The organism is Pseudoalteromonas sp. APAL1 (assembly GCF_021532475.1).
In the GTDB taxonomy this organism is placed as follows: Bacteria; Pseudomonadota; Gammaproteobacteria; order Enterobacterales; family Alteromonadaceae; genus Pseudoalteromonas; species Pseudoalteromonas lipolytica_C.
This window is the reverse complement of record NZ_JAKGAW010000024.1, coordinates 1-17,212: the sequence shown is the minus strand read 5'-3', so window position 1 is coordinate 17,212 and position 17,212 is coordinate 1. Positions and strand designations below refer to the sequence as shown.

The 17,212-nt window shown below is 38.3% G+C and carries 16 protein-coding genes; 7 read left to right on the top strand and 9 right to left on the bottom strand.

Going from position 1 to position 17,212, the window contains the following annotated elements:
- The first annotated feature begins 355 nt into the window (after positions 1-355).
- From L1264_RS12700 to L1264_RS12690, 3 genes are all read left to right on the top strand, one after another.
- Positions 356-610, top strand: coding sequence for an AbrB/MazE/SpoVT family DNA-binding domain-containing protein (locus L1264_RS12700; protein ID WP_175078322.1), 255 nt, complete (start codon positions 356-358; stop codon positions 608-610).
- Positions 610-963, top strand: a complete 354-nt coding sequence (locus L1264_RS12695) for a type II toxin-antitoxin system PemK/MazF family toxin (protein WP_199526505.1) — start codon at positions 610-612, stop codon at positions 961-963. The genes L1264_RS12700 and L1264_RS12695 overlap by 1 nt, the downstream gene beginning before the upstream one ends.
- 73 nt (positions 964-1,036) lie before the next feature.
- Positions 1,037-3,409, top strand: coding sequence for a TOTE conflict system archaeo-eukaryotic primase domain-containing protein (locus tag L1264_RS12690; RefSeq protein ID WP_199526506.1), 2,373 nt, complete (start codon positions 1,037-1,039; stop codon positions 3,407-3,409).
- A gap of 1,087 nt (positions 3,410-4,496) precedes the next feature.
- Here L1264_RS12690 and L1264_RS12685 read toward each other — a convergent pair.
- Positions 4,497-6,068: an ATP-binding cassette domain-containing protein gene (locus tag L1264_RS12685; protein WP_199526507.1), complete on the bottom strand. Its 1,572-nt coding sequence runs from the start codon at positions 6,066-6,068 to the stop codon at positions 4,497-4,499.
- Positions 6,069-6,353: 285 nt separating this feature from the next.
- Between L1264_RS12685 and L1264_RS12680 the strand changes: the two genes are divergently transcribed.
- The gene (locus L1264_RS12680) at positions 6,354-7,070 is read left to right on the top strand and encodes a metallophosphoesterase (RefSeq protein WP_199526508.1); all 717 of its coding nucleotides are present in this window, start codon (positions 6,354-6,356) and stop codon (positions 7,068-7,070) included.
- Here L1264_RS12680 and L1264_RS12675 read toward each other — a convergent pair.
- The 5 genes from L1264_RS12675 to L1264_RS12655 form a co-directional block, all read right to left on the bottom strand.
- Positions 7,062-7,433 carry a hypothetical protein gene (locus tag L1264_RS12675; protein WP_199526509.1) on the bottom strand — a complete coding sequence of 124 codons (372 nt, stop codon included), beginning with the start codon at positions 7,431-7,433 and terminating at the stop codon, positions 7,062-7,064. The genes L1264_RS12680 and L1264_RS12675 overlap by 9 nt on opposite strands.
- A 171-nt stretch (positions 7,434-7,604) precedes the next feature.
- Positions 7,605-8,177 carry a tRNA-(ms[2]io[6]A)-hydroxylase gene (locus L1264_RS12670; RefSeq protein ID WP_199526510.1) on the bottom strand — a complete coding sequence of 191 codons (573 nt, stop codon included), beginning with the start codon at positions 8,175-8,177 and terminating at the stop codon, positions 7,605-7,607.
- Between the two features lie 49 nt (positions 8,178-8,226).
- A complete protein-coding gene (locus tag L1264_RS12665; protein ID WP_199526511.1) occupies positions 8,227-8,865 on the bottom strand; it encodes a sulfotransferase in 639 nt (212 codons plus the stop codon).
- Complete coding sequence (locus L1264_RS12660) at positions 8,862-9,767, bottom strand: substrate-binding periplasmic protein (RefSeq protein ID WP_199526512.1); 906 nt, start codon at positions 9,765-9,767, stop codon at positions 8,862-8,864. Before L1264_RS12660 ends, L1264_RS12665 begins: the two co-directional genes overlap by 4 nt.
- 1 nt (position 9,768) lies before the next feature.
- On the bottom strand, positions 9,769-10,143 hold the full coding sequence (locus L1264_RS12655; RefSeq protein ID WP_135924515.1) for an MAPEG family protein: 375 nt from the start codon (positions 10,141-10,143) through the stop codon (positions 9,769-9,771).
- Between the two features lie 120 nt (positions 10,144-10,263).
- Here L1264_RS12655 and L1264_RS12650 point away from each other — a divergent pair, with 120 nt between their 5' ends.
- Entirely contained in the window at positions 10,264-11,619 is a 1,356-nt protein-coding gene (locus tag L1264_RS12650) for a DUF2254 domain-containing protein (RefSeq protein ID WP_235404065.1), read from the top strand.
- Between the two features lies 1 nt (position 11,620).
- Here the strand turns inward: L1264_RS12650 and L1264_RS12645 are convergent, their stop codons facing one another.
- The 3 genes from L1264_RS12645 to ggt all read right to left on the bottom strand — a co-directional run bounded on the left by L1264_RS12645 (position 11,621) and on the right by ggt (position 16,100).
- Positions 11,621-12,337, bottom strand: coding sequence for an SIMPL domain-containing protein (locus L1264_RS12645; protein ID WP_199526514.1), 717 nt, complete (start codon positions 12,335-12,337; stop codon positions 11,621-11,623).
- Between the two features lie 136 nt (positions 12,338-12,473).
- Positions 12,474-14,168, bottom strand: coding sequence for an NAD-dependent malic enzyme (locus tag L1264_RS12640; protein WP_135926277.1), 1,695 nt, complete (start codon positions 14,166-14,168; stop codon positions 12,474-12,476).
- Between the two features lie 174 nt (positions 14,169-14,342).
- On the bottom strand, positions 14,343-16,100 hold the full coding sequence (gene ggt, locus L1264_RS12635) for a gamma-glutamyltransferase (protein WP_199526515.1): 1,758 nt from the start codon (positions 16,098-16,100) through the stop codon (positions 14,343-14,345).
- An 86-nt stretch (positions 16,101-16,186) separates the two neighbouring features.
- Here ggt and rrtA point away from each other — a divergent pair, with 86 nt between their 5' ends.
- Positions 16,187-16,771 carry a rhombosortase gene (gene rrtA / locus L1264_RS12630; protein WP_199526516.1) on the top strand — a complete coding sequence of 195 codons (585 nt, stop codon included), beginning with the start codon at positions 16,187-16,189 and terminating at the stop codon, positions 16,769-16,771.
- A gap of 47 nt (positions 16,772-16,818) precedes the next feature.
- Positions 16,819-17,212: hypothetical protein (locus L1264_RS12625; RefSeq protein WP_235404063.1), on the top strand; the 394-nt coding region annotated here is incomplete at its 3' end.

The window sequence follows — 17,212 nt, the reverse complement described above, 5'->3', positions numbered from 1 at the left end:
TAGCGTGAAGTGTTTCTAATTGCTCGGAAGTGTCACTAAAATCTCAGAAGTGTCACTAATTTTTCACCCTAATCAATTGAATTAAAATACTTTTATATTTTTGCGCTTAAACACCGGGAGCCTTATCTATACTGCCTCGCCATAATATTGCTTTTTTACACTATTGTGTCGGATATTGTCATTAATAGTGCTTTTTTTCATTATTATGAGCAGTCAATCGTTTTCATGCTGGTGAATTGTTATATCGGGTCTAAAGTTAGTAATGGAGCTTGTTTGTTATAACAAAGTTGACACTAAAGATAGGAAGCGTACAATAAATCATGTTATAACAATGTACCTACTCAAGAGGTGAAAGATGCGCACTCAAGTACGAAAAATCGGTAATAGTCTCGGCAATATAATCCCTGCCGCTTTCATCAAACAACTCGGCTTAGTTGAAGGGGCTGACATTGAGGTTAAAGCCGATGGAAAGAAAATTATTATTGAACCAATTAAACGTCAAAAGAAGCGCTTTCCGTTCAGTGAACGAGAGCTATTAAATGGTTTAGATGCACATACAGCTCATGCTGATGAGCTGGCGTTAGTATCGGGTAAAGAGTTGGGTGAGTAATGGCTCAGTATATACCTAAACGCAATGAAATTATTTGGCTAGATTTTGAGCCAGTGAAAGGTAAGGAGATCGGGAAGTATCGCCCTGCATTAGTCCTTTCAAGTAAAGAATACAATCAACAAACGGGGTTGTTAATTTGCTGCCCTATTAGTACCAGCATTCGAGGTCAAGCTACCGAAGTGCCAGTAAATAACCTTGATAAACCAAGTGTTGTAGCTTCAAGTTTGATCCAAACTCTTTCGTGGAAAGACCGCAGTGCTAAGAAAATTACCACTGCTGAAAATGGTGTAATGGAAGATGTTTTGCTACGGATTATCCCGTTGATTGGGGCTGAATCGTTATTCGATGAATAACGAAGGGAAATCATGGCTTATAATTATCGAGCTAGCGGCCTAATTCAGTGAAGTATATAAAAAGGTCAATGTCATGAGCACCCCAGAGCAGCGCCTTGCAAATATTAAAGCTGAACTGGAAGAGATTGAAACTCGTAAAGCGGCGTTACTTGAGGAAAGCCGTCTACTGACCCAGCAATTGACAGCTGAACAGGCCCACTACTTTAACCGATACGCTGATCCGAGAGCTAAGCTTGCCTTATTTCAAAACTACTTTCGTGGCCGGAATAATATCTATCCGTTTCGCTGGAAATCAAAACAAGGTAAATCGGGCTATTCTCCATCATGTGCCAACGAATGGAAAACTGGAGTCTGCAACAAACCTAAAATTACCTGTTCTGAATGTCATCATCAAGCTTTTCATCCATTAGATGAAAATGCCATAAACGCGCATCTACGTGGACAACGAACAATTGGTATCTATCCTTTAACTGAGCAAAATCAATGCTATTTTCTAGCTTTTGATTTCGATAAAGCTGATTGGTTTGAAGCGATAACCGCCTTACGTCAAGTATGTGATTCGTTACACATTCCGAATTTGGTTGAAAAGTCTCGAAGTGGTCACGGTGGACATCTTTGGCTGTTCTTCGATACAGCAACAAATGCTAAAACTGCTCGACAGTTAGGCACAGCCCTGCTTAATCTGACCATGGATAATTATCCGACTCTTAATTTTGATTGTTTTGATCGAATGTTTCCCAACCAAGATGAATTACCTGAAGGTGGTTTCGGTAACCTCATCGCCCTACCTTTGCAGAAACAACCACGTATGCTAGGTAATGCTTCATTTATAGATAAGAATGGCGAAGTGATTGGTGATCAATGGCAGGCGTTGGCAAGTACAGACAAAATTACTGCGGATGTCATGCTCACATTGCTTGAGCGAATTAAAGAATACATCACCATTGAACCACAAGAGCTAGACAGTAAACCATGGGAAAAACAATCGCCTTCTATTTCAACGAAAATACAAAGTTGCCCTGACTCAATAGAAATAATACTGGCTGACAAGCTATACATCGCTACCGATCCACTTCCCAGCCAACTGATCGCAAGTCTCAAAAAACTAGCCGTATTTGGTAATCCTGAATTTTTTAAACGCCAAGCAATGCGCTTTTCAACCATTGGTGTCCCGCGATATTTGTGTGCAGCGCATATTGAATCGGGCTACTTACAACTACCTCGTGGATTGCAATCTCAGGTTGAAAACTTACTGGATAAACAAGAGTGCTCTGTTTCTTATCAGGATAAACGGCAGAACGGTCAATCTTTGTCAGAGGTCAAATTTACGGGTGTGCTTCGTGCTCAGCAAACCAAAGCATTAAAAGCGTTAATGGCAAATGAAACAGGGTTGGTTATTGCAAATACCGGATTTGGAAAAACTGTTGTTGCTTTGGCATTAGCTGCCAAGCGTGAAGTTAACACATTAGTCTTGGTTCATAACAAAGCGCTTGCAGAACAATGGATAGAACGGTGTAAAATTTTCCTAAATGAATTTCAGATGGGCTCTTTACTCGGTGGTAAAGATAAACTCACGGGGTTATTGGATGTCGCTACTTATCAAAGCCTTATCGGTCGGAATGGCGTCGATATTAATGAGAAAGTTTATCAATACGGCCAAATCATTGTTGATGAGTGCCATCATATCCCTGCATCAAACTACGAGACATTACTAAAGAACGTATTACCAAAATATATCCTTGGATTCACAGCAACGCCTAAGCGCCAAGATGGCTTAGAGAAGCTTATGTACTTTCAATTAGGAGATGTGCTATTTGAATCAAAACCAGATAGCGTGAAATTTTCACAAATGGCATATCGATGTGATACGGGTACGTCTTTTCCTAAAACCTGGTTGGATGGTTCCGAGGCAATCAAGATCACACAGGTCTATCAGTACTTGCAAGATCATGAAGAACGTAGTCTTCTTATTGCGAATCAAATATCTGAAGTGGTTCAACTGGATAGAAAATGTTTAGTACTCAGTGAGCGCAAAGAACATATCAGTATTATATCGAAATTATTGAAAGCAAAAGGTATCTCAGCCATTGAGCTACACGGCGGTGTAACTGCAAAAATTCGTAAGCAGCGAATTGCTGATATGCAAGCAGGTTTACCGAACAAGACCGTCGTCATCGCTACAGGGAAATATGTTGGCGAAGGTTTTGATTTACCATATTTAGATTCTCTTTTTCTCGCCTTACCCATTTCATGGAAGGGTACGGTTGCGCAATATGCTGGCCGTATCCAAAGACATCATCCAGGCAAATCAGAAGTAACTGTATATGATTTTGTAGATGATTTGCCAATGCTTCAACGAATGTGGAAAAAGCGAGCTAACGGTTACAAAGCTGTTGGTTACACTGTTTTAGAAAAAGCCCAAGAAAGAAATAAAAAGCTTATTTAAAACAGTTCGTGAGCACTGATTAAAAACTCGACATTATTAGCATTTTCATATATTATATCCCTGTTCATCTATTTTCTTGCAGCCCCTTATTTACGTGGCTTCTAGGTTATTTTAAGTAGGATCCAGCGTTATCATTTAAAAAACACATTGGATCCTGTCTTATGGTGTCATTTTTAAAAAAGTGATCCAGTCAAAACTCAAAAAAACACCTTTAAAATCAGTAGAACTGATCCAATCTTAAAGTGCCATTTACATCGTTAGATTTTAAGGTTTTTTAGCCCCTTTTTTGCTTAATTTGGTTTTTCACGATTTCTTTGTTTCTATAAAATGCTTATTTCTATTTCGTAAATCTATCACCCTGAGCCTGACTTACTTCATTTCCATGAGCATATTACGAGATCATTTTACTGACATACAAATTGTTAGATGGTTTGTAGCTTTCTTAATAGCAGCAAATACAGCAAAGTCTGTATTAATTATGGTTAACTTAATAGCTCAAAGATTAGGTTTATTATTAGCTTCTACATAAGCAATTTTCTTTTTTGGCTACTTCAAATTGTTTAACTCTTAACTTAAATCTAAATTTATATTCGTTATAAAGTGCATCAGTTTCACTTTTATTTTTGAGCTTTATTTCTTCAAGATTATGAATTGTATTGATCACATTATCTATACTTGTTGATTTGTGAATGACAGAAATTAAATGCTCTAGGTTTGTTTTAACATCATTATAAACAACGAGGTGTTCTTCGAGGATTTTCTCTGCTTCAGCATTTATGAACTCATAATCTTCATGTTAGTCAAGATCTAATAAAATAGCTTCATTGCAAAGCTCTCTAACTCGATTAGTCGAAATGGTTTGATCAGCTGTCATTTCTGAAATCAGCTTTATTACATCTCTTTTAAGTGTGTTTAATTCTAAAAACTCATTATGTAACCTTGTTTCTTTAGCATTTTTAAAAGTTATAACACTAATGTAAATCGCTGCACAACCAATGAGCATTGTAATTAGTGGCTGTAAATTTCATTGTCATTACTTGTAATCTAACTACAACCACCCTAGTACGTATATTTTTAAATGACTATTTTATAGAACAATTTGCCTATTACAGCCGATGCTTTCTACAAAGTAATTATCATGACTTACTAGGATAAATCCGCCTTTAAAGTTTTGTAATGATTGAGCCAAGAGCTGTTTTGATTCAAGGTCTAGATGATTATCTGGCTCATCGAGTAACAAAAATGCGGTGCTTTCAATATTACTGACGATACACATGGCAAGCTTCATTTTTTCACCGCCACTTAAATGTGTCGCTTGCTTGAATACGTCATGTTTTCTAAAGCCTAAGCTTGCTAATAATGTACGTGCGGTGCTTTCATCAAGGGTCTTACAGTAGGATTTTAAGTTATCAAGCAAAGTTAGCTCTGCCTTAATTAAGGAAAAGTACTGATCTAAATACAATAACGGGCTATTCCTATGTATGTGCCCTGCTCTCATTTTTAACTCATCTGTTAAGGTTTTTAGTAGCGTCGATTTTCCTGCGCCATTTACACCAATTAAGTGTATTTTTTCATTATTGAATATCTGTAGGTTAATGGGGGTTTGCGACCCATATTGTAAAATTACGTTTTCAAGATTTAGTGCGTTGCGTTGTTTAATGTCAGGATTAGTAAAATAAAACTGCTGTTGTTTTATTTGTTCGAGCTGGCTAACTATATGTTTTTTATTACTATTAAGTAGCTCTTCTCGCTTTGCGGTATTTTTATTTTGCGAAGATAAATTAGCGCTCGCTTTATCTTTTTTAGCATCCATAAGCACTTTAGGTTGGCTACCAGATTTTCTTGTTACTACACCTTTAGCGGCTCTTTTTGCTGCTTTTTGTTTGCTGCGCTGCTGCTCTAATAGCAGTTTATTTTGCTCTTTAGTAGTATGAGATAGCTTATTTTCAAGCGCTGCTACCTGGTAGTTTTTTTGGGTAACGTAATCACTAAAACCGGTGCCAAACACTGATAACCCCATAGATGTGAGTTCCCATATTTCATCGGCTACTTGAAGTATTTCACGGTCATGACTTATTAAAAGTAGCTGCCCAGTGAATTGTTCTATGTGATTTAAAAGCCAGCTTTTACCTTGTTTATCTAAATGATTAGAAGGTTCATCAAGGATTATAATGTCATGGTGTATGGTAAATAGCGCCCATAATCTGAGTTGGCTTAGTTGACCGCCACTTAATGCTGTTGCACAACTGTTCTCATTAATACCATAAATGCCTAAACGAGTTAACTCAGCATAAAATCGCTCGGGCAGATCCCAAAATCCATCAAGTAAGTTAAGTTCGTGCTCTGTAAAATGACCGTTATTTATTTGCTGTAATGCTTTGAAATAGTGGTTAAGCCCTAGTACGTCTATAATCGTTTTATTTTTTAATGTGTGGCTATCAACTAGTTGCTCATAAAAACCAAGTTGACCATTGCAAACAACATTACCCGACGACGGGATAAGGCGATTACAAAGTAGCGATGCTAATACTGACTTCCCTACACCATTTCGCCCTACTAAAGCTGTTGTTTTAGCATTTAACGACACTGAAATATTATTCAGAACTTGGCCGCCATTGGCGTGTTGATAAGATAAGTTGGCTGCTTGTAATTTTGGCATACTGCCTCCTGTTATACAGGGACAGTGATACAATTCGTTTAATTATAAAGCGAATTGAACTAAGCGTATGACCACCAAAATGGTAATTGATTTATACTACTGACAAGAGTGAGCAACGCCTACTAGCCCTGTTGTTCCAAAGAAAAATGTAAAAATGGATAACAGGTTTAGTTGTTCATGTTGGCTATTACTCCTAAAATTATGCCCTTTATACTAGCCAGTTAGTATTAAATTGGCAACAATTTATGTTAGGGTTTGTTTGATATTGCATTAAAGGAAAGGATTTTGAAGCACGTTAACTGTCAAGCGATAGCCAATAACCCAACGCAAATAAAACTTAAGATAAACGAAAATAGACGTGTGTTTATTATCAGCGATCTCGATGCTAATTTAGCTAAGTTTGAGCAAGCTTTAGTCGCTGTCGATTTTGATGAAAGCAACGATGTTTTATTTTCACTTGGTGATGCAATAGATAGAGGCAACGACAATTTTGCGTTGTTATCACGCTTTAAAGAGCTGGGTGTTTATATGACACTGGGTAATCATGAGCACATGATGCTTGAGTCGCTACTTGCCGATGATCATAGCTACTATTCTCTATGGGTTGAAAATGGTGGGCGTTGGCATACTCAAGCAACCGATGATGTATTAAAAGCGATAACTGAGCAGCTTTTACAGTGCCCTCTTTCTTATTTGCTTGACTATGCTGGTATGCGAATAGGGTTGTCGCACACAGTATCTGCAGATTGGAATTGGCAAGCTCCTAGTGAGCATAAACCATATGCCGCGGCATCGTTGTTGTGGGATCGCACTATTGTAAAACAAACGATAACAAAGATAAATGCCACCATAGACTTTTCTGTGCATGGCCATAACACCACTGCTGAACCTTATTGGCTTGGCAACACTTATCATATAGATACTCATTATTTGAGTGGCAAGCCTACCATTGTTGAACTTAAACCACTCATTAAAGCATTTATGCAGCTAAATTCAGTCTAAGGTTGCAACCTGTGTTAATGCATGTACTTCAAGATATTGTTTATAGGCCAAACGAGCATGCCATAATTGCTCATTATCTTGCTGAATAAATATAAGTGGCCCTGAGGTTTCTTTTGCTAAGCGGTTTAATTTAATATATTCACTGGTGTCGATGATACCATCACTAAAATACTGTTCAGCGGTATATAAAAACACATTATCTTTATATATATCACTGTGCCAAATTAGCGAACGATACATACTAGCACTAATTTCTGTCGGTTTTTTATTCGACTTATATAGTTTTAGCTCTGTATAAATCGAGTTACCTGTAAAAACAATCCCAATTAATGAAAGAGTTGTAAGAGTCATCATCCATTTCATACTTCTATCCCTGTTAAAAGCTCTATTTTAACTATAGAAGATAATATGAATGATTTACCGTTTATTTAATCAATTGGGATGGTTGTAAGTATTTACAAAATACTTAATTGTTGTTTTATAAGTACCTATTTTATGTATTAGGTTTTACAACCTAATACATAAGTATTTAAATCAATGTAGTGCCGCGGTAAACGGAATTTTTTTACAAATTTCAGCTTCGGCCACAAGAATTTCTTCTAATCGGGCATCCACTTCGTGTTTATCAAAATACTCGTACGCTAACTCTACAAATAGGTTTTTGTGCTTTTCTTCAGACTTTGCAATTGCAACATAAAACTCTTTTTCTTTGCTCGGTGGCAATGCTTCAGCGACCAATGAAAAGCGTTCATGCCCTCGAGCTTCAATTACACCTGCAACGAGTAAGCGGTCCATTAAAAACTCATCACGACCGTTTCTGAATACCGCACGAATTTGTTTGATATAAGGATCTTTTTGGTCATTACCAAGTGAAACATCACGTTCCATTAACAACTTAAGTACTTGTTTAAAATGTATCATTTCTTCAAGAGCTAAGTCTGTCATTGCTTTTACAAGCTTACGACGGTCAGGATAATGCGATAGCATTGACATTGCCATACCTGAGGCTTTCTTCTCAGCAGCGGCATGATCTTGTAAAAAGGTATCAAAATCTGCCAAGACACCTTCTGTCCACTCAAATGGAGTGTGATATTTTAATTCAAACATGATAACGAACTACTTAACTAACAATGGCGGCGATTTTAGCGTATTTCTGTTATAAAATCTTGTGATTGTAACCAAGTGACTTATCAATTTTGCCGTTTCTGGTGGAGGCAATTTTATCGGGGTGTTTAATATCATTCCAAGCCGTTACTTTACCACCCATATTTAGCTGCTCGAACTGTATATCTGCATCTGTACCTAAAAATGTCTGTAACGCTTTAGCGCTGTGTGGCTGTGCAACATTTAACGTTAATAGGTTGGCTTTTTTGTCTTTAAAGAAATTAGAGACACGTTGTTGATGTTGCTCATAGCAGTTAATCAAATACTCATCAGACTGAATATCTGCTAACGAATATTTACCAAATGTCTCAAAGTAGCAACGCTTTAAATGCGTGTTAAAGCCTCCGTCACTTCGCATTAAATTGGTGTGCATTCGGGCCAGCAGTTGACGGATCGAAGGTACCCATTTAGACAAGTCTCGTTCAAGGTTAATAAAGCGGCTATTAGCAAAGTGCGCATCTAATAACGGGAATTCGCTAAAAACAGGAGTATCAGCAATAACGTCTGCTTCTTTTAAGGCTGATTCGGTATACGCTGTGTGGGCCGTTTTATAGCCCAATTGTAAAAAACTATGGCACAGACTGGTAGTGCCTGTGCGAGGTAGGCCAATAATAAATATTTTGTTGTTCATTTAACTTTTTTGATCGGTAACCATAAGGACTTATCGCCTACTGGGGTTAGCGGTGGTAGTTCTTTGTTTTCTAATTCTACAATAATCTTGTCATGAATATGGGCGTTTTCTATTAATTTACCATTGTATTTAAAAAAGATTTCATCGAACTCACCGCTTTCTATCATTATGCGTAAGCCTTTATTGACTGCTTTTGCAACTGCGGTGTTGTCTTTGTTGAAGAAGAAATAGATTGGGCTGGTGTATTTCAACATTAAATGAGGCAATACAACCAGAGGCATTTGTTGCTTAAAAACTGCTAGTTCATCTTCAATTTCAAGCACAGAGCGTGGGAATAAGTCACCCCGGCCTCTGTCGAGCATAACAAACAACGAATCAAAGTTTCCTGACGTTGATATAACCAAGCCATTGTCACGCAATATTTGGGTATCGGGCCAATCTTGTCCTTGTACAAAGTAAACTTTCTTTAAATCGTCGAGGGTTTTTAGTCGGCTTAAATAAGGTAGTTTCGGCTCTGTTGTGAACATTAAACGCCAACCAAACAAGCCTTTAAATATAGGAACACGAACCGGCAGTAACTTGTCTTCTCTTACTTTGTTCGTCATAGTCCAGGTGACATCAATATCACCGCCATGTTCAATTTCTTTTAATACCCGATTTTGACCTAATAACTTTGGTGCAGCAGTTAGTTTGTATTTGTAGCCACTGCGTTTTAGTGCTGTATCCAACAAAATAAGTGGGTAATAAACTTCTTCAACTAAACTGGGCAAGGTTTTAGGATAAATTATATTTAAAACTTTTGGTGGAATAGTTGATTTTTTGACATGAGCTGTATCTTCTGTACTGCCGGCAACTTGATTCGAAACAAATACGAATGCAATCGTAAATACAACTCTTATCATATTAAAAAACCTGTGTTATTAATAACATAACCGAACTTATGAAGATCATTAAAAACGTTAAAACCATGCCAACGACGCGTAGCTGCATTTTTTCATCTGCTAATGCATAACTATGACAAAAACGACCTACTAATAACATCGCACCTAAAATATAAGTAAAATGGCTGGGTAACCCTTGATACTCTAATAAAAATAGCAGAATTAAAGAAAATGGCACATATTCTATAAAATTAGCATGGGTGCGGATCGCGGCTTGTAAACTTGCATCACCACCGTCTCCTAAAGAAATACGCTTAGCTTTACGGATTTTAATAACGCGAAAGCTAAGTTGAATATACAAAATAGCCAAAATAGCAGCAAAAGTTGAAACTATCACAATTTATTCCATTTATTATTTAAAGTTAGACGCCTAGCACTGTTTATTGCTAGGCTGACATATAATTTGCTAGGTTAGCTCAAAATCCTAATTAAAGTCTAACAGTTCTTAAGGAAGTGCATGATTACGCCAAGAAAAATAGCCGATAATTACCGTGAAATGATCAGCAGCATAGGATTTTATCCGTCTATGCTGTCTGTTTTATTTTTGACTTTTGCTTTAATTACAACAGCTGTTGAGTATTCTGATCCAGCAATGAGTGTTAAGAAAGTCTTAAGTGTATTGCTGGTAGACAGTGAAGAAAATGCACGTACCATCCTAAGTACTTTAGCGGGAAGCATTATTTCGTTAACTGTATTTAGCTTCTCTATGGTTATGGTCGTGTTAAATAGCGCCAGCGCCAGCCTTTCTCCTCGAGTATTACCCGGACTTATAACTCGTAAATCTCATCAACTAGTTTTAGGCTTTTATTTAGGCAGTATAATTTACACCATTCTAATGCTCATCAATATTCGTACCATAGGAAATGGTAATATGGGCATCCCTTCACTGGGTATATTTATATCACTGGTACTTGGCTTAATTTCACTGGGTTTCTTTGTTTATTTTATTCACTCTATATCCAGAGCTATCCAAGTCGATAATGTACTGAATGACTTATTTAAAAATACTAAAAGTGAACTTAACAGTATTAAAGCTATGCAGCATGAACATCCTGTTGATGATTTTCCGACCTTTGACGACTGGTACAGCATAAAAAGTAAAACGGAAGGTTATTTTAAAGGCGCTCATAGCGATAAATTGTGCGCTATCTGTAAAGAGCACGACATTAAAATTTATATCTCTGTTAAACAAGGTTTTTTTACTGTAAAAGGTTACCCATTTTTAAAGTGCGATACTGATTTAACTGACAAACCAGAGCTCATTGATGAGCTACTTTTATGCTTTATTTTTTACATTGAAGAATATGTTAGCGATCATTACCGATATGGAATGACGCAAATATCTGAGATTGCTGTTAAGGCAATGAGTCCGGGCATTAATGATCCAGGTACTGCAGTAAAAGCTATTGATATGCTGAGTATTTTACTCATTTTGCGATTAGACATTTATGATGTGAATTATTCGCTTAAACAATGCGATGATAACCATCCTAAGTTGTTTTTACATGAAACATCATTCGATGAGCTGCTGCATGATAACTTCACACCTATTCGCAATTATGCAAAAAATGACGCCTATGTAATGGTTAACGTACTTGAGGCGTTTAAAAACATATTGTTTAGAGCATCTGATAACGAAAAAGCGACTAAGAGTTTGTTTATTTACTTAGGGGCGATTATTGAAGATATAGATACGCATATTAGTAATGATTACGACCGTGAACAAATTACTAATATGCTAAAAGCTATTGCCCGTATTTCAGAGCAACAAGGTGAAAAGTTGCTGGCGCGCTTTACCAGAAACAATAAATAGACTAATTTTCGATAAAATAAACTGCATAACTGCTTGCGCTAATAGTAAGCTCACCACCATTGTATGCATCAGGTACATAGTTTTCTGGTGCAGCATCTGCCAGTACCATTTTGCTAGCACGCATGTAAGGTTGGCTTCCTGTATCGAGTGGGCTGCTTGATGCAGTATAAAGGCCTTTGAGTTCAACCCCATAATCACTGGCAAACTCTTTCGCAGCAGCACGCGCATCTTTAATGGCTAGCTTTTGCGCTTGCTTTTGTAGCTCTTCATAGCGACTCGATACAAATTGCGTTTGATTAATTTCGTTGATACCCGCATTCACTAGTTGCTGAAGCATAACTGGGTATTTTTTAATATCAGTTAGAGTAACAGACAGACTACGCGATACTCTGTACCCTACAAATTCCTGTTTGCCTGTTTCACGGTTGTATTCTGTTTGGCGTTGAATTGAGATATTAGACGCATAAATGCCCTTTTCTTCTACGCCTTGGCTTTTAGCAAGCTTAATGGCTTTGGCCATGGTTGCATCAGCTTTGTTTTTAGCGGCAATTAAATCTTTATCTACTTCAACAATACCTACAGTTAACTTAACGTTATCAGGGATTGCTTTAACCGTTGCATTACCTTGGATATAAATATGCGGTGCATCTGGTGTTGCTTGTGCTAACACATTAAAACTAAGTGCGGCGGCCATAGCGGTAAAAACTAACTTACGCATAATACTGTTCCTTAATTAAAAACTCCGTTCATTATCACCTTAAAGGGTTAATTCAATATGAACAACCCCTATTATTCAGATATAAAAAAACAGGCATTAAAAGCCTGTTTTTTTTAACCACTCAAAGCGATATAGTTTAGATACTACGGCGCTTATAGTTACGGTATTCTGGAAGCCAGTAGTTTTTCTCGATTGCAGCCCATAAAGCCTCATCACTTAACTCAAGTGCCACACCTTCTTCCATCGCTTTTTTCGCTACTGCAAAGGCAATACGTTTACTTAAAGCTTGGATTTCGGTTAACGCTGGTAGCAAGCTGCCTTTACCAGTGTTTGCACGAGGTGAAGACTCAGCCAATGTTTCACTTGATACAATCAACATTGCATCAGTGATACGAGTAGCTTTAGCTGCGATAACGCCTAAACCAATACCCGGGAAAATGTAGCTATTGTTACATTGTGGGATTGGGAAAATTTGGCCGTTATACTCAACCGGATCAAATGGGCTACCCGAAGCTACAATCGCTTGACCCTCTGTCCACTCAATAACATCTGAAGGAAGTGCTTCTACTTGCTTAGACGGATTACTTAGCGGGAAGATAATCGGTTGTGGGCAAGATGCATGCATTGCACGAATAACTTGCTCTGTGAATAAACCTGGTTGGCCAGATACACCAATTAAGATATCTGGTTGTGCACAGTGCATTACATCTAAGAGTGATGCGTACTCACCGCTATACGTCCATTCACTTAAACCTTCTTTAGATTGGCAAAGCGCTTGTTGGAAATCACGTAAACCTTCCATACCATCAGTTAGTAGACCAAAACGGTCAACCATGAAGATTTGTGAGCGAGCTTGCTCATCGCTAATGCCTTCAGCAACCATAGTACTGATAATTTGCTCAGCAATACCGCAGCCTGCTGAACCTGCACCAACAAATACCACTTTTTGCTCTGAAAGTTTCGCACCTTTAACACGACATGCAGCCAATAAAGACCCCACAGTTACCGCAGCAGTACCTTGAATATCATCGTTAAAGCTACAAATTTCATCACGGTAGCGTTTTAATAATGGCATTGCATTTGGTTGTGCAAAGTCTTCGAACTGAAGTAAAACACTTGGCCAGCGACGTTTAACAGCCTTGATGAATAGGTCTAAGAATTCGTCATACTCTTCTTGCGAAATACGCTTATGACGAGCACCCATATACATAGGGTCGTTTAGCAGTTTTTCGTTATTAGTACCAACATCAATCATCACTGGTAATGTATAAGCTGGGCTAATACCACCACACGCTGTGTAAAGTGACAATTTACCAATTGGAATACCCATACCACCAATACCTTGGTCACCAAGACCAAGAATACGCTCACCGTCAGTCACAACGATAACTTTTACTTTGCCTTTAGTAGCGTTACGTAAAATATCATCAATTTGGAAACGATCTTCGTAAGAAATAAATAGACCACGGGCACTGCGGTAAATGTCTGAAAACTTTTCACAGGCATCACCTACTGTTGGTGTGTAGATAATTGGCATCATTTCTTCAAGATGATCACGTACTAAACGGTAGTAAAGTGTTTCGTTGTTATCTTGAATTGCACGAAGGTAAATGTGCTTGTTTAAATTATCGCTAAAGCTTGAATACTGTTGGTAACAACGCTCAACTTGTTCTTCAATTGTTTCATAACGCGGTGGCAGTAAACCGGCTAAGTTGAAACTTTCCCTTTCTTTTTGTGAAAAAGCACTGCCTTTGTTTAATAGTGGCGTTTCGATCAGACCTGGGCCTGAATAAGGAATATAAAGATAATTTGGATCGGTATTTGTAGTCATATTTCCAAGCTTTGATGCGTCATAATTATGACCTGACATTATTACTCTTAAAGGCGAAATTGCAATGACAATTCACCTTGTCAGACCATTGAAGAAAATGAATTTTATGCCCTAAACGGCACAACGAATAGTATACATGAAAACTCAGCAGCTTTAAGGCTGCTGAGCTTGTTTTTAGTGGCTTTTATCACTTAAAGCGATACCTTCGCGGCGCGGATCGGCTGCGCCATAAAGTTTACCGTCTTTTACTTCAACAGCATGTAAACCAGAGTTTAAATCTAGGATACGAACTGTGTGCCCGCGGTTAACAAAATCAGCTTCCAAGTTTGCAAGTTCAGTGCCCTTTTCAAGGCTTGTATAATTGTTGCGATTAGTAATACGCGGTAAATTAATGGCAGTTTGCGCATCTAAGTTCCAATCAAGCACACCTACTACCACTTGAGCAACGTAATCAATGATACGACTACCACCCGGTGAACCGACCACTAAACGTAAACTGCCGTCTTTGTTAAACACCATCACTGGCGACATTGAACTTCGCGGACGTTTACCTGCTTCAACGCGGTTAGCTAAAGGTTTGCCATCTTTTGTTGGTGATAAAGCAAAGTCTGTAAGCTGATTGTTTAAAATATACCCGTTCACCATTACTGTTGAACCAAACGCCATTTCAATAGAGCTGGTCATCGAAACCGCATTACCTTGGCTATCGACAATCGATACATGGGTTGTTGAAGGTAGCTCGTAAGCATCATCTTGTGCATAAGCAAGTGAGTTTGGCGGAGTACCTGCTTCTGCGTGAGCATCTTTTTCAGAGATAAGCTTTGCACGACCTGCAAGGTAGTCTTTATCAAGTAATCCTTGTGTCGGGATTGGCATAAAATCAGGGTCGCCCATATACACGTTACGATCAGCAAAAGCTAAACGTGATGCTTGGGTAAAGTAATGCAACGCTTGTACTGAATTTGGTTTTAGTTTAGCCATATCTTTATGTTCGAGTAAGGCTAAAATCTGTAATACAGCAACACCACCACTACTTGGCGGAGCCATTGAACAAACCTCGTATTGGCGATAATCAACACATACTGGAGCACGCTCTTTGCTTTTATAATTCGCTAAGTCTTCAACAGATAAAGTCCCCGGTGCTACCGCTGAGTTTTGCACTGCATGCACAAGTTCTTTGGCGTTTTCACCTTTATAGAAAGCATCAATGCCTTGTTTCGCAATATCTTTATAAAGCGCGGCAAGTTCAGGGTTCTTTTTCACCGTACCAACAGCAAGCGGTTTACCATCAGGGAAAAAGTAATCACGAATAACAGGAAGCTTTGTAACCCCTGGGTTTAACTCTTTGGCAAGTAATTGATGCAAACGTGGTGACACAATAAAGCCCTGCTCAGCCAATTCAATGGCAGGGCCAAATAAAGTTTGCCACTCTAACTTACCATAACGCTTATGTGCTGAAGCAAAGGCATCTAAAATACCCGGTACACCAACAGAGCGACCACCTACCACGGCTTCAATCCACTTAACGGCTTTACCGTGTTTATCTAAAAACAGTGTTTCATCAGCGTTACTTGGTGCGGTTTCGCGGCCATCAAAACTGGTTAGGCTTTTGGTTTTGCTGTCGAAGTACATCATAAATGTACCACCACCGATGCCCGATGATTGCGGTTCTACCAGTGTCAGTACTAATTGCGTTGCAATAGCAGCATCAACTGCTGAGCCACCTAGCTCAAGCATTTTTTGACCTGCTTTTACAGCATAAGGGTTTGCCGCTGCGACCATGTACTTATCGCCTTCAACAACCTGTTTATGGGCAAAGCCGGTTGCAGCTTCGGGTTCGCGTGTTTCAACTTTTGCAGGAGTCGCTAAAAGAGCCGTTGAATAGATAAATGAAGTGGAAAGAGCTAACAAAGCTTTGGTTTTGAATAACATAAATATACTTAATCCCGTAGTGTATTTGGCATCTTAAAATTAAACGTGCACAATAGTGTCACAATCTCAGATACAACAAAAATAACATGATAAACCTGCCCCTGAAACTAGAATATATTCTGCCCCCAATGTGTTTAATACTACTAAGTTCCTTGTTTGCACTTTTCAACTTAAATGAATATCTCGAATTTAACCGTGAGTTAGTCGCAAATGGTGAGTTTTGGCGTATTTTCACCAGTCAATTCGTACACGCAAATTGGCCCCACTTAGGCTTAAATTGTGCCGGAATTTTATTAATTTGGGCTCTACATGCTGAGCATACAAGCCCACCTCGTTATGCGTTTAATATTTCCATTCTTGCACTGTGGTGTGGCTTAGGTGTGTGGCTATTTTGCCCAGATATCCATATTTACACCGGATTAAGTGCCCTACTGCATGGTGTGATTATTTGGGGGGCAATTAAAGACGTACAAGCAGGCATGTTTTCAGGCTGGTTATTGTTTGCTGGTACTTGGGCTAAAGTGATTTGGGAGCAAATTGCCGGCCCGAGTGAGTCGGTGAGTCAGCTAATCGCCTCTAATGTTGCCATTGACGCCCACTTTATCGGCGCAATTGGCGGCACACTGTTGGCTTTACCTGTCTTTATAAAAATAATAAAAAATCGCGGGTAGCCTTACTCGCTTTTTCCAACTCTTTTTAACTCGAAAAGGAACTTTAAATGAATGAAAATAAAGGACATATTTACCTTCGCATTATCCTATTTTGCCTTTACGGACCACTCTTGGCCGGGCTATTTGGCCTATTGGTAAATTTAAAATTTGTTTCACCAACGTTTATGGCAAGTCTTGATAATATTTATTACACCATAGTATTTTGCTCAATTTGTATTGGGTTTTGTCTGTTGTTAGCAAAATACAGTATCGTTAAAGAATCGTTTAAAAATAAAATTTTTGCTCATTTGACCCTTATTATTAGTATTTTGTATTCATGCTTAATGTTCTTTGGTATTGGTTTACTTATATTATTCAATATCATGTTTAACTCAAATACTGATTACGTTCACCAAGAACAGGCATTTGAATATCGCACCTTTTATGTCTACACATCAGACC